This is a genomic window from Polyangium sp. y55x31 (assembly GCF_029946505.1).
Lineage (GTDB): Bacteria > Myxococcota_A > Polyangia > Polyangiales > Polyangiaceae > Polyangium.
Window position 1 is genome coordinate 1 of the sequence record NZ_JARZHG010000032.1, and the last position, 13364, is coordinate 13364.

A 13364-nucleotide genomic window follows, 5' to 3' on the forward strand; every position below is an offset into this window, starting at 1 on the left:
CGATCCCATCCCGAACTCGGAAGTTAAGCTCCTTGGAGCCGATGGTACTGCTGGGGCGACTCAGTGGGAGAGTAGGACGCCGCCGGGTCTTTTTCTAAAGCCTGCAAGCTTTCGCTTGCAGGCTTTTCTTTTTTTGCAACCCTCTGCATCCGCCGTTGAGCGTCTGATGCCATAAGGGTGCGACCATGAAGACAACCCCACCGTAACGGGGCCTTCGTGGACAGTAAGTTTTCCGGTGGTGATATCGAGGAGGCCACACCCGATCCCATCCCGAACTCGGAAGTTAAGCTCCTTGGAGCCGATGGTACTGCTGGGGCGACTCAGTGGGAGAGTAGGACGCCGCCGGGTCTTTTCTAAAGCCTGCAAGCTTTCGCTTGCAGGCTTTTCTTTTTCCATCCTCCCGCATCCGCCGTCGGGCCTCGTCCGCGCGTCCGATGCCCGGCTGCCGCGGCCTCGGGCCAGCCGGCCCATCCGTCCGCACGCCGCCTGGCCGCGGCTCGGCGCGCTCCGTCGATCTGCAGCTCGGCTCGCTGATTTATTTTCCTGCGGACAGGCGTTGCTACCCTAGGCAAGGGTTTCGTGGCTTCACGGCGCGTCAAGCTGGCACTGGCAGGAGGCGCGGTCGCAACGCTGGCGGCCGTCGTTTCCTTCGGTCCGATCGTGCGCCATGAGGCCGCGCGGGCCGCGGAACGGTACGGAGCCGTCGTCGCCATCGACGAGGTTCGTCCCTCGCTGCACGGCGTGAAGTTACGCGGCGTGGAGGTCTCGCTTGCCGAGGTCCCCAGCGCGCACCTGCGGTTCGAGACCGTCGACGTCGCGGTCGGCTGGAGCGGCAAGAAGGTCACCCTGCAAGGAGGCGACGTCTCGGCTGTGGGGCCGCGTGAGGTCGTGCTCCGCGAAGCCGAGCAGTGGCAGAAGCGGTACCTCGCGAAGTCCTCCGCCGGAGGCGGGGAGAGCTCGAGCTCGGGCCGGACGGACGCCGAGTTCGAGGGGCTGCGGATCGCCTGGCAGGACCGCAAGGACGTACCGACCGAGTCGGTCCGCGCGAGTGACGTGAACTTCGCCCGCCAGGAGGGCAAGGTCGGGCTCTCGGCGGCCGAGGCGACGATCACCGTCGGCCCCGTGTCCGTGGCCGTACAGGGCGGACATCTCACGCTGATCAAGCAGCAGGAAGGTGGCTACCGTGTCGCCGCCCTTTCAGCGCGTTCGCTCGACGCGACCCTGACGCTGCCCGCTCCGCTCGAAGAAGCGAAGCCCGTCGAGGGCGCGTCCACGACGCCGAACGAGCCGCCGCCCCGCCAGCCGCGTGATCCTGCTCCCAAGCAAACCAAGGCCTCGCCGCGAGGCGCCGCCGTGCGGGCCCAGCTCGTCCGAGGCGCGACCTTGCTCGATACCGTCCTCGAACAGGGGGCGAAGGTCGAGCTCGACAGCCTTCACGCGCAGGTCCGTCGCGGGCGCGACACGCTGAACCTCGGCCCCGGGTCCCTCGTGGTTCGCCGCGACGCAGGCCGCATGCTCGTCGAGCTCTCGCCGCGCGCGCACGCTGAAAAAGAAGAGCAAGCGCTCACCTTCTCGCTGAGCGTGCCGCTCGGCGAAGCCGACGGCGAGATCGTCGCCGATGTGAAGGGCGGTCCCCTGTACCTGTCCACGCTGGGCATCCGCGACGGGGATTTCGGCCTCTTCGACGTGGCCAAGACATCCCTGACGACGCGCTCGCACCTCGTCCTCTCCGCCGACGGCAAACAGCTCCGCGTGGACGGCGACGGGCGCATGCAGAACCTCTCGCTCCGCAGCGACGCGCTTTCCGACGAGCCGATTGCGGGCCTCGAGATCGCCTTCCGGCTCCGTGGCGAGACCGCGCTCGACGGCTCGTCCATCCGCGTCGACGAGGGCGAGGTCGATCTCGGCGCCGTCCGTCTGCTCGCGCACGGACGTTACGATCGCGTGGGCGAGGGCCATCGCGTCCGCGCCGAGTTCGACGTACCGCTCACGGCTTGCCAGTCGATCCTCGACGCCGCGCCGCGTGGGCTCGTGCCGAAGATCGCGGGCATGCGCATGGCCGGCTCGTTGGCGGTCAAAGGGCATGCTCGCTTCGATACGGCGCGGCTCGATCGCGACTTCGACGTCGCGTGGGATCTCTCGAACACCTGCCGCATCACCGAGGTGCCGCCCGAGATCGACGCGGCGCGGTGGCGCAAGCCGTTCCGCCGCTCGGTGCTCGGCCCGGCCGGCGAGCGTGTCGAGATCGAGAGCGGTCCCGGCACGCCCGGCTGGGTGCCCTACAGCGTCATCTCCCGCTTCATGGAGACGGCCGTGCTCACCACGGAAGACAGCGGCTTCCGGCGGCACAGCGGCTTCGACAACGAGGCCATCCGGAACTCCATCCGGGAGAACCTGCGCAAAGGCCGCTTCGTGCGCGGGGCGAGCACGCTCAGTATGCAGCTCGCGAAAAACCTCTACCTCGACCGCGTGAAAAACCTCTCGCGCAAGCTCCAGGAGGCCGTGCTCACGACCTACCTCGAGCAGGAGCTCACGAAGGAGCAGATCCTCGAGCTCTACCTGAACGTCGTCGAGTTCGGCCCGATGATCTACGGGATCGGCCCGGCCGCGCGGTACTACTTCAACACGTCCGCTTCCGACCTCTCGCTCGGGCAGGCGCTCTACATCTCGTCGATCCTGCCGAACCCGAAGCAGCAGCACTTCGCGATCGGCGGCGCCGTGAGCCCGGGCTGGATGAACTACCTGCGCAAGCTCATGGACGTCGCGCATCGCCGGAAGTGGGTCAGCGACGAGGAGCTCGAAGAGGGGCTACGCGAGACCGTCGTCCGCGGGCAGCCCGCACCGGAGCGCGCCGCGCGTTCGCAAGAGCCCTCGGGGAGCGAGGGGCAGCCTTCGGGCGAGGGCAACGGCGACGCGCCGGAGCCGCCGGCGCCGCCCGAGGACTAGCGCCCGGGGTCGGCCTTTTCTTTGCGGCGGGGCGCGAAGAAGGCGCGCAGGAGCCCGGCGCACTCGTCCGCGAGGACGCCGCCCTGGACCTCGTAGCGGTGGTTCAGGCGCAGGTCCCGGCCGATCGTGAAGAGCGTGTCGACGGCGCCGGCCTTGGGGTCGGTGCAGCCGTAGACGAGGCGCGAGACGCGGGCGTTGACGAGTGCGCCTGCGCACATGGGGCAGGGCTCGAGCGTCACGTAGACCGTGAGCCCGGCGAGCCGCCAGGCGCCGCGTTGCTTGGCCGCGTCGCGCAGCGCCTCGACCTCCGCGTGCGCCGTCGGGTCCTGGAGCAGCTCGCGCCGGTTGCGCCCGCGGCCCACGATCGTACCCGCCGCGTCCACCAGCACCGCGCCCACGGGGACGTCACCGGAGTTGGCAGCCGCCACGGCTTCCTCGATCGCCGCGCGCATGAACGCCGCGTCGCGCGCGAGGGCCTGCTCGTCGACGGTCGCAGCGACCGCGAGCGCTGTGGGATTCTCGGAGCTCGTCATCGAAAGGCCCATCCGTCAGGCGAGCCGCTCACGAGCGGCCGAAAGGATGGGGGATTTGGAGAGGTTTGGCGCGCCCAGGAAGATTCGAACTTCCGACCCCCGGCTTCGTAGGCCGATGCTCTATCCAGCTGAGCTATGGGCGCAATCGTCGAGTTGTACCGCGGGATACACGAGTTCCCCCGCGGGTGCGTCGCGTATTGCTGCGCGACAACGAGGTGGGGCGTTTATAGGGCCCTTGCGGTTCTGTCAAGAAGAAATCGTCCGGCCCTTCGGCGACCCCTGTTTTTCGGGGCGTTTCGCGTGGAGATTTTTTTGCCCTCGCCCGGACGTGGGGGCACAAAAAGCAACGCGCGGCGGTCCAGGGGAGCCGCCGCGCGCTTTGTACGCTCGTTCAAGGCCGTTCAAGCGATGTCGAGGGAGAGAGGCAAAGCCAAGAAGTCAGACGATCAAGCCAAGCGTCAGCAAGCCAAGTGTCGTAAGCCAAGCAATCCGCCGGGCGTAGCCCAACACCCGGGGGATAAGCGAAAGCAGCGGCCGAGGCCGGGGCTCTCGAGGACAAGCGATCGTGCGGAGGAAGTTAAGCGGTCATCGCCGGAGGTCCGACGATGCAGCGACCTCGACTAGAGCAGCAGCCGTGCCATCGGATCCGGTTTCCCCCGTCCCGCACGCGCTCTCCAAGGAATGCGGGCGTTTCTCTGCGGGTTTCGTGCTGGAACGGGCGACGACGTTCCCGCCGGTCCGGGCATCGGTGTCGTGGTCCCTTTCCAGGGACGCAAAGTTTGCAGACCCCGCGGGTCAACGTGCGCGACCAAACACGTGGTCCTCGGGCGCCTCGACGTGGCAACGCTCACACAAGGCGAGCCGTCCACGTTGCTCGACCAGGCCGTCGGCACGTACGACGAGGTATTCCCATTCCCCACCCTGGGCCGGGGCCTGCTTGGCCATGGCGAGGTACAGGGCGACGTCCGAGCTGCCCGCCGTGTAGAGCGCTTCGACGAGGACCGCGCCGGCGCCGAGCGGGCGCTGCGGGCCGAGCGCCGGGTAGGCGGCGGCCGCGTCGTTCGTGAGGACCTCGGCGTCGTGCTCGCCCGAAAGGTGTTGCGAGCGCGCGCGGGGCGTGGCCTTGCGGAGCGAGCTCAGCCGGTCGGCGAGCTCCCAGCGGTGCGGAGCCTTGGCGACGGTCGGGGCGGAGGAGGGCGGGCGCGGGGCGGCGCCTTCGGTCGACCAGGCGGACGGGTCGGCGGCGGATGAGCTGCTCGTGTCGGCGGAAGGCGTGCAAGCGGCCGTGAGCGTGGCGAGCAGGGCGAGCGCTCGGCAGGAGCAGCGCATGGCCGCATGCTACACTCGAACGATGCAAAGCGCTGATTCCCGGGCGAAATCCCGCCGCGGACGGTCTCGGGCGACGGCAGCCGTGCTCCGCGGGCTCCTCGGGATCGGGGTCGTTCTGGGGATGACGATGGCCCCGGCGGAGCAGGCGTCGGCGGAGCATCGAGCCGCGCGGCGCGCCTGGATCGGGATCGAGCTCGCGCCGGGGCCGGCGGGCAAAGGGGTGCTCGCGAAGCACGTCGTGACGAGCTCGCCCGCGCGCTCGGGCGGGATCGCCGATGGAGACGTGATCCTCGCGGCGGACGGGGTCGCGCTCGACAAGCCCGAGCAGCTCATCGCACGCGTGGCCATCGCGGGGCCGGGCGCGACGATGAAGCTGCAGATCCGGCGCGGGACGGCCGAGCACGAGCATGTGGTGGTGCCGATCGAGCATCCCGGCGCGGAGGAGGTCCTGCGGCTCGACAAGGTCGGGACGTTCGCGCCGACGTGGAAGCCGCTCGAAAAGGTCGCGGGGAGCGTGCCGGACAACATCGGCAAGCTGCGCGGCCGCGTGGTCGTGCTCGATTTCTGGGCCTCGTGGTGCAAGCCCTGTCAGGCGGTCTCCAAGGAATTGACGCGGCTTCACCAGGCGTACGGCGACAAGGGGCTCTCCATCGTGGGGCTCACGGGCGAGTCGAAGTCGATCGCGGAGAAGGCGGCGACGGAGCTCGCGATGAGTTACTCCGTGGCCTCGGATCCCGGCGATGGAACGGCCGTTTTGTACGGGATCCGCTCGCTGCCCACGATGTTCGTGGTCGACAAGAAGGGGATCATCCGCGAGGTCTTCGTGGGATACGGGCCCGGTCAGGGCGCGACGCTGGAGAAGGTCGTCGCGCGCCTGCTTGCCGAGCCTTCGCCATCGGGCTGAGCGAACGAGCGTGTTACGCGTCCTCGACGAGCTTCTGTGGGTGCTGCGCCGCGAGGGCCTGCCGGTTTCGACGGCGCAGGCCATCGACGCGGCGCGCGTGGCCGCGCTCGTGGGGTTCTCCGATCGGCAGACGCTGCGCGACGGGCTCGGCTCGGTGCTGGCCACGAAGAAGGACGAGCTCACGCTGTTCCGGGCGTGTTTCGACAGGTTTTTCGCGGAGGAACGCGCGCACCTCGGGGATCTGTGGAGCCGGCTGCGGGTGCGAGGTTTCTCCGACGCCGAGCTCGCCGCGCTGCGGGAGCTGCTTTCGGCCGCGGCGCAACGTTCGTCGGGGGACGCGGCGGGGATGCTGGCGTTCACCGGTGAGGCGCTCGAGCTCGATCAGCTCCTTGCGTCGGCGGGGATCGCGCGTGCGCTCGCGCCGATGACGAGCGCGCTGCAAACCGGGTTTTTCACGCAGGAAGTGAACAAGCGGCTCGGGATCCCGGCGCTCGGGAGCGCGCTCGCGCGGATGCGGGACGCGCTGCGCGAGGCGCTCGGCGAGGAGAGGGGCGCGGCGCTCGCGGCGGCGCTGCGCGAAGAGCTCGACGCGATGAAGCGGCGCGTGCGCGCGCACGTGGAGGTGTCCCTCGCGCGCAAGCTCGGCGAAGCGGACGAGCAGGCGGCGCGGGCCGTGGATCGGCCGTTTTCATCGCTGTCGCCAGAGGAGATGGCCGAGGTTCGGCGCGCGCTCCGGAGGCTCGCCGAGCGTCTGCGAGGGGCCGAACGGGTGCGGACGAAACGCAGCAGGCGAGGTCGGATCGATCCGCATCGCACGCTGCGGCGAAGCCTGCGCACGGGCGGGATCCCGTTCCGGCCGGCGCGGCGCGTGCGTCGTCGGGACAAGCCGCGGCTCGTGCTGCTCTGCGACGTGTCGGACTCGGTGCGGCTCGCGTCGCGTTTCATGCTGGAGTTCGTCGCGGCGTCGCAGGAGCTCTTCGCGGAGACGCGCTCGTTCGTGTTCGTGAGCGACGTCGGGGAGACGACCGATCTCTTCCGGCGCAAATCGCCCGAAGCGGCGCTCGCGGCGATCGAGAGCGGGCGCGTGGTCGATCGGACGCGGAACTCGAACTACGGCCGAGCGCTCGTGTCCTTCGAGGAGCAGCTCGGGCGCGCTGTGGACCGGCGCACGACCATCGTGATCCTGGGGGACGGGCGTACGAATTTCCTGCCGGAGGAGGTTTCCGTGGTGGAGCGGCTCGTCCGGTGCGCGGGCTCGGTGCTCTGGATCTGCCCCGAGCCGCCTGCGACCTGGGGCACCGGAGACAGCGCGATGCCGCGGTATGCGGCCGTTGTGAGCCGTGTCCTCGTGGCCCGGACCGCGCGTGAGCTCGAGGGGGCGGCGAGGGAGCTTTTGGCGCGGCGAAAGTAGCGCTATGCCGCGCGGGTCATGTCGCTCGACGATCAAAAGCTCCGTGACCTCTCCGCGCGCGTGGAGCGCGGGGGGGCGCCCAAGTACCACGAGAAAAACCTCGAGCAGGGCAAGCTCTTCGCGCGGAAACGCATCGAGCTTCTGTTCGACGAGAACAGCTTCGTGGAGGACGCCGCGCTGGCGAACGCCGTCGATCCCGAGCTGCCCGCCGACGGCGTGATCACCGGAACGGGGACGATCGGCGGTCGCCTGGTCGCCGTGATGGCGAACGACTCGACGGTGAAGGCCGGGTCGTGGGGCCGCCGCACGGTGGAGAAGATCCTGCGCATCCAGGAGACGGCCGCGCGCCAGCGTTGCCCGCTGTTTTACCTCGTCGACTCGGCGGGCGCGCGCATCACCGACCAGATCGAGATGTTCCCGGGTCGCCGCGGCGCGGGGCGCATCTTCTACAACGAGGTGCAGATGAGCGGACAGATCCCGCAGATCTGCTTGCTCTTCGGCCCCTCGGCGGCCGGCGGCGCGTACATCCCCGCGTTCTGCGACGTCGTGGTGATGGTCGACAAGAACGCGAGCATGTACCTCGGATCGCCGCGCATGGCCGAGATGGTCATCGGCGAGAAGGTGACGCTCGAAGAGCTCGGCGGCGCGCGCATGCACTGCTCGGAGTCGGGCTGCGGCGACGTGCTCGTGAAGACCGAGGAAGACGCGATCGCCTGGGCCAAGCGTTACCTCGCGATGATGCCGCAGAACTGCGACGAGACGCCGGCGAAGATCGAGGCGAAGCCGCCGAAGCCGGGGCAGAAGCCGCTCGAAGAGGTGATCCCCGTCGACGAGAACAAGCCGTTCGACATGATGGCGGTGATCGACGCCGTCATCGACGAGGGCAGCTTCGTCGAGATCAAGAAGCTCTGGGCGAAGGAGATCCTGACGGGCTTCGCGCGCATCGACGGCCGTGTCGTGGGCATCGTCGCGAACCAGCCGAAACACAAGGGCGGCGTGCTCTTCGTCGACTCGGCCGACAAGGCCGCGCGGTTCATCTGGCTCTGCGACGCGTTCAACGTGCCGCTGCTCTACCTCGCCGACGTGCCGGGCTTCATGATCGGCACCGTCGTCGAGAAGCAGGGCATCATCCGCGCGGGCGCGAAGATGATCGCCGCCGTGAGCGAAGCGACGGTGCCGAAGCTCTCGGTCATCGTGCGCAAGGCCTACGGCGCAGGCCTCTACGCGATGTGCGGGCCCGCGTTCGAGCCCGACGCGTGTATCGCGCTGCCTCGCGCCTCGATCGCCGTGATGGGCCCGAGCGCGGCGGTGAACGCGGTGTACTACAACAAGATCCAGGCCGTTCCCGAGGGGCCGGAGCGCGACGCGATGGTGAAGCGGCTGCGCGACGAGTACCGTGAGGACGTGGATCTCGTGAAGCTCGCGAGCGAGATGGTGATCGACGGGATCGTGCCGACGACGGCGCTGCGTGACGAGATCGCGCGGCGGTTCTCCCGCTATGCCGGGAAAGTCGAGGCGCGGCCGCGCAAAAAGCACATCGTGCCGCCCGTCTGAGCCATGCGGTAGGATGGGCACGTGCGTGCCCGTCCGCTCTTCGCGTTCGCCGCGGCCCTGCCGCTGATCCTCCTCTCCGCCGCGTTTGCTCACGCCGAGGGGGCGCCTGCCCGCTCCCTCGTGCGCCTGCTGCACAAGCCCACGAAGGTCCATCCGCTCGCGGACAACTCCGGCCGTGTGGCCGTGAGCGTGGCGCTGCCGCCGGGCAAGGATGCGCGTTCGCTCGGGCTCTTGGAGGTTGCGCCGGGCGTGGGCGCGATCCGGCTCGCGCCCGATGAGATCGACACGTTTGCCGCGGCGCACCCGGATCTCGCGCTCACGGTCTCGCCGCCACTCACGCCGCTGCTCGACGTGTCGGGGACGTGGACGCGTGTCGAGGCGTTCCGCGCGGCGACGGGCCTGGGCACGGGGAGCGGCGTGGTGGTCGGGATCATCGACACGGGGCTCGACGTCGCGCATCCGGACTTCCGGACCGCGACCGGCAAGACCCGCGTCGCGTGGATGCTGCAGGCGGGGAGGGATCCCGTGGGCTTGCACCCGGAGATCGAGGAGCGGTTCGGCTGCACCGCTTCGACGCAATCGAAGTGCGCCGTGTTCTCGGGCGCGGATCTCGACGCGATGATGAGCGGGCAATCGAAGGTCGATCTGCCGCGTGATCCGGCGGGCCACGGGACGCACGTGGCGGGCATCGCGGCGGGCAACGGCGGGCTCATGGACGGGGGCACGCCGAAGTACGTGGGGATCGCGCCCGAGGCGACGCTCGTCATCGCGAGCCCTTCGGCAGAAGGAAAGTTCGACGAGACGGATATCCTCAACGCCGCGCGGTTCATCTTCGAGGTGGGCGAAGAGCTTGGTCTTCCAACGGTCGTGAACCTCAGCGTCGGCGGGGATTTCGGGCCCCACGACGGTACGAGCCCGTCCGAGAAGGGCCTCGCCGCGCTCGTCGGCGACGACAAACCGGGCCGCGCGATCGTGGTCGCCGCAGGCAACAGCGGGACGCTGTACGGGCGTGACGATCGCGGGCCGTTCGGCATCCACACGGAGGTGCGCGTGACGCCGGGCGCCGAGGTGCGCGTGCCCATCGCGACGCCCGCATCGAAGAGAGGACACGGTTACGTGTGGATCACGTTCCGGCCCGGCGACGAGGTGAGCGTGGGGCTCGAAGGGCCAGGCGGATCGAGCTGGATCAGGCTCGTCGATCCGGGCGACGAGCTCGGCTATTCGGGCGACGACAACACGACGGCGGCCGTGATCAACCGCCTCGTGAACGGCAAGACTCCGATGACGGCCGAGACGAACAGCGCGGTCGTGGCGTTCTCCGGCGCGTGGGACGAGGGCGCGTTCACGATCCGGCTCTCGGGGCACGGCGACGCGCACCTCTGGGTGACGGGGCAAGGGGACGTGTCGCCGTCGGGTGGGTCGGGCCTCGCGTTCGAAAAGGCCGTGCGACAAGGGACGATCGCGATCCCCGCGAGCCACCCGAACCTGCTCGCCGTGGGCTGCACGTTGAACCGGATCGGCTGGGATCCGCTCACCATCGAGCCGATCGAGCTCGTGCCGGCGAACGGGATCGACTGGAAGCCCGACGACGTCTGTTACTTCAGCGCGGCCGGGCCGACGCCGTTCGGCGTGGCGAAGCCCGAGATCAGCGCGCCGGGCGGGTTCATCGCGGCCGCGATGAGCCGAGACGCCGACCCTCGTCTGGTTCCGGGCGGCCTCTTCGACGGCGCCGGTTGTCCGAAGGGCGAACCTTGTTACGTCGTCGACGAGAGGCACGCGGTCACCGCGGGAACGTCGATGTCGGCGCCGCACGTCGCGGGCGCGGTCGCGCTCCTCTTCGAGCTCGACCGGAATCGCAACGGAGGGCAATCCACGCTGACGCAGGCGCGCGTGACGGAGCTGCTCCAGGCCGGCGCGCGGTGGCCGACGGGGACCGTGCGGCACGAGACGCAGCTCGGCGTGGGCGCGCTCGATCTCGAAGGGGCGAGGCGTGCGTTCGAGGAAGAGCAGGGACCGTCGGGACCGCCGAGCGTCGAGAAGAGCTGGTGGGTGCTGTCGAGCGCATACGCGCGGCCGGATGAGACGTGGCCCGTGTGGGGGACGATCGAACTCCGGCGCGAGGACGGCGAGATCGCGAGCGGGATCGCGGGCACCGAGCTCGAGCTCTCCGTGACGGGCGGGGTCGTCTTGCAGCCGATCACGAAGGTGCGGCACGGGCTCTTCCGCTTCGCGGTCGCGGGCGAGCGCGGGAGCGCGGGCTCGAAGATGGTCGTCGACGTGCGGTTCGCGGGCCGCTCGATCGAGTCGCCGCGGGAGCTCGCGATCGGCGAGGATGTTTGGAGGGCCAACGGTACGCTCGACGCGACCTCGGGCGGCTGCGCTTGGGCGGACGAGGCGCGCACGTCGAGCCGGAGCCCGCTTGGGCCTTCGATTGGCGTGGCGCTCGCGGGGATCGGACTGTGGCGCAGGCGCTCGCGGAAGAACGAGGGTTCGTCAACGCGCGCGCGGAGCGACCTCGATCGTGCGTAGCGAGACGAGGCGCTCCTCGGCCGTGCCGGGAAACGTCGCCCAGATGCTGATCTCGTAGAGCCCCGGTTTGCCCTCGTCGTCGAGGTAGGTCCCGAGGGAAAACGTGCTCCCGAGCAGCGAGAGCACGCCCCGGGGACGCGGGAACGGCGTCTTGAGGCGTCGCGGCAAGTAGGCCTCGTAGGCCTCGGGGACGAGGTAGTCGTTCGTCTGGTTGAGGTGTTCCGGCGCGCGCGGCGTCGGTGGATCGATCCGCGCGATGCCGACGACGGCGAGCTCGGCAGGCTCACGAAGCTCGCCGCGGATGTCGACGAAGGCGCCGACCGAGACCTTCGGGGGCAGGCTTTCGTACGTGCCCCAATCATCGACGAACTCCTGCGCCACGCAGGGGATGCGGCTGCCTTCGACCTGCGCCACGCCCACGCCCACCGCCGTGTGCCACCGCGAGAGGATGTTCCGGCGATGGCCATCGTGCGGGGGCACTTCGTCCATGAACGCGCGCTGGAACCGATCGAGCCCCTCCGCCATGTACGGCGCGTCGAGCGCGAGCGGCGAGGCGTTCGCGTCCACGAAACAGCCGACGTTCTCGAACGCGACGTCCTCGCCGCCCGCCTCGGTGTACCGCTGCTCCGGCACCGAGCCGTCCGAGCCCCAGTGTGCCGTGAATCCGCGCGCGGCCATGTCCTCGGCCTGGCGCCTGGCCGCGCGGGCCGCCGTTTCGTCCCAGGGCAGCGCCGCGAGCCCGTGCGCGGCGCGATCCCGGTTGATGAGCTCGAGCATGTAGTGCTCGGCGTCCGCGCGGTTCATGGGACGGCCGGCGATTGCGCTGCGGATCCCGATCGAGCGCTCGCCACCGTTCACGTCGAACGCGGGCGGGCTCCCGCAGCCGGCGACGACGGCCACGAGAGCGAACGCCGATCGACGTCCTTGCGCCCTTCTGCTCGTTTGTTCGCCTCGGATCGCCACCCGCCTCGTGCCTCAGCATAAGCAATCGCGCGCCCCGTGGTAGCGGCGGGCGCCTCGCTCGGCTAACCCTCGCGCCGAACCCCCGATGCGACCCTCCGACCTCTCCCTCCCGAAGCTCTGCGGCCAGCTCATCGTCGGCGGATTTCCCGGCACGACCTTGCCCGACGCCTACGCGGAGGCCCTCCGCGCAGGCTTGCGCGGCGGCGCGATCCTGTTTCGGCGCAACGTCCCGGATCTCGCCACGACACACGCGCTCTGCTGCGCGATTCGCGACGCTGCCGAGCCGGACCTTCCGCCGTTCATCGGCGTCGATCAAGAGGGCGGGCGCGTCGCGCGGTTGCCGAGCCCGTTCCCGAAGCTCCCGCCGATGCGCTTGCTCGGCGAGCTGGGCGACGCCTCGTTCGTGCGGCGCGTCGGGCGGCTCCTCGGCGAGAGGCTCGCCGCGATTGGGTTCAACCTCGATTTCGCACCTGTGCTCGACGTCGATTCGAACCCGGACAATCCGATCATCGGGGATCGATCGTTCGGGCGCGAGGCCACTCGGGTCGCGGAGCTCGCGGTGGCATTTGGTCTCGGTTTGGAGGAGGCCTCCGTGCTCTCGTGCGGCAAGCATTTCCCGGGGCACGGCGACACCTCGGTGGACAGCCACGTCGCGCTGCCCATCGTGCATCACGGAATGGAGCGCCTCGACGCCGTCGAGCTCGTGCCGTTCCGCGCCGCCGCGCGCGCGGGCCTCGGGACGATGATGACGGCGCACGTCGTGGTCACCTCGATCGACGCGAGCGTGCCGGCGACGCTCTCGCGCGCCGTGTGCACGGACCTGCTCCGCAGCACGGTCGGCTTCCACGGTGTGCTCTTCTCGGACGATCTGGAGATGGCCGCCGTCGCCGCGCAGTATTCGGTCGAAGCCTCGGCCGTTGCCTCGATTCGCGCAGGCTGCGACGTTCTGCTCATCTGCTCGAACATGGAGTGGCAGGAGCGTGCGCACGCGGCCCTCGTCGCCGAGGCCGAGCGGGATCCCGCGTTCCGCGAGCGTTGCGTGGAGTCCGCGGGGCGTGCGCTGGAAGCGCGCCGGAAGATGCCGCCGAGGCCCGTGGCCGACGCAGAAACGCTCCCCGCGCTCATGGGGCGCGCCGAGTGGGTCGCGTTGTATGACGAGATCAAGCGGCGCGCCGCGGACCTGGGGGGCGTGTGA

General features: G+C 69.7%; 9 protein-coding genes, 1 tRNA gene and 2 rRNA genes. 8 read left to right on the forward strand and 4 right to left on the reverse strand.

What is annotated here, in order from left to right; translation table 11 throughout:
* The 3 genes from rrf (QHF84_RS37395) to QHF84_RS37405 all read left to right on the forward strand — a co-directional run.
* Positions 1-88 (forward strand): 5S ribosomal RNA (gene rrf, locus QHF84_RS37395); the annotation flags it as partial.
* 143 nt (positions 89-231) lie between these two features.
* Positions 232-348 (forward strand): 5S ribosomal RNA (gene rrf, locus QHF84_RS37400).
* A gap of 312 nt (positions 349-660) precedes the next feature.
* A complete protein-coding gene (locus tag QHF84_RS37405) occupies positions 661-2946 on the forward strand; it encodes a transglycosylase domain-containing protein (protein WP_281318326.1) in 2286 nt (761 codons plus the stop codon).
* Here the strand turns inward: QHF84_RS37405 and tadA are convergent.
* The 3 genes from tadA to QHF84_RS37420 form a co-directional block, all read right to left on the reverse strand.
* The gene (gene tadA / locus QHF84_RS37410) at positions 2943-3479 is read right to left on the reverse strand and encodes a tRNA adenosine(34) deaminase TadA (RefSeq protein ID WP_281318327.1); all 537 of its coding nucleotides are present in this window, start codon (positions 3477-3479) and stop codon (positions 2943-2945) included. The genes QHF84_RS37405 and tadA overlap by 4 nt on opposite strands.
* Positions 3480-3545: 66 nt before the next feature.
* Positions 3546-3622: transfer RNA gene (locus QHF84_RS37415), tRNA-Arg, on the reverse strand.
* 652 nt (positions 3623-4274) lie between these two features.
* On the reverse strand, positions 4275-4808 hold the full coding sequence (locus tag QHF84_RS37420) for a hypothetical protein (RefSeq protein ID WP_281318328.1): 534 nt from the start codon (positions 4806-4808) through the stop codon (positions 4275-4277).
* An 82-nt stretch (positions 4809-4890) separates the two neighbouring features.
* On the opposite strand from QHF84_RS37420, the gene QHF84_RS37425 reads away from it, so the two are divergent.
* Genes QHF84_RS37425 through QHF84_RS37440 form a run of 4 tightly spaced genes read left to right on the forward strand, consistent with a single transcriptional unit; the run spans position 4891 to position 11206 of the window.
* The gene (locus tag QHF84_RS37425) at positions 4891-5712 is read left to right on the forward strand and encodes a redoxin domain-containing protein (RefSeq protein WP_281318329.1); all 822 of its coding nucleotides are present in this window, start codon (positions 4891-4893) and stop codon (positions 5710-5712) included.
* Positions 5713-5722: 10 nt separating this feature from the next.
* Positions 5723-7123, forward strand: coding sequence for a VWA domain-containing protein (locus QHF84_RS37430; protein ID WP_281318330.1), 1401 nt, complete (start codon positions 5723-5725; stop codon positions 7121-7123).
* An 18-nt stretch (positions 7124-7141) separates the two neighbouring features.
* Complete coding sequence (locus QHF84_RS37435; RefSeq protein WP_281318331.1) at positions 7142-8677, forward strand: acyl-CoA carboxylase subunit beta; 1536 nt, start codon at positions 7142-7144, stop codon at positions 8675-8677.
* 21 nt (positions 8678-8698) lie between these two features.
* On the forward strand, positions 8699-11206 hold the full coding sequence (locus QHF84_RS37440) for a S8 family serine peptidase (RefSeq protein WP_281318332.1): 2508 nt from the start codon (positions 8699-8701) through the stop codon (positions 11204-11206).
* On the opposite strand, the gene QHF84_RS37445 is transcribed toward QHF84_RS37440, so the two are convergent.
* Positions 11171-12106 (reverse strand): CAP domain-containing protein, encoded by a 936-nt coding sequence (locus tag QHF84_RS37445; RefSeq protein WP_281318333.1) that lies wholly within the window; start codon positions 12104-12106, stop codon positions 11171-11173. The genes QHF84_RS37440 and QHF84_RS37445 overlap by 36 nt on opposite strands.
* A 148-nt stretch (positions 12107-12254) precedes the next feature.
* On the opposite strand from QHF84_RS37445, the gene nagZ reads away from it, so the two are divergent.
* Positions 12255-13364, forward strand: a complete 1110-nt coding sequence (gene nagZ, locus QHF84_RS37450; RefSeq protein ID WP_281318334.1) for a beta-N-acetylhexosaminidase — start codon at positions 12255-12257, stop codon at positions 13362-13364.

What these genes read in the sequence shown, in the direction of transcription:
- tadA (WP_281318327.1), bottom strand. Translation starts at nt 3,479, where the DNA reads ATGACGAGCTCCGAGAATCCCACAGCGCTCGCGGTCGCTGCGACCGTC.
- QHF84_RS37420 (WP_281318328.1), bottom strand. Translation starts at nt 4,808, where the DNA reads ATGCGCTGCTCCTGCCGAGCGCTCGCCCTGCTCGCCACGCTCACGGCC.
- nagZ (WP_281318334.1), top strand. Translation starts at nt 12,255, where the DNA reads ATGCGACCCTCCGACCTCTCCCTCCCGAAGCTCTGCGGCCAGCTCATC.
- QHF84_RS37435 (WP_281318331.1), top strand. Translation starts at nt 7,142, where the DNA reads ATGTCGCTCGACGATCAAAAGCTCCGTGACCTCTCCGCGCGCGTGGAG.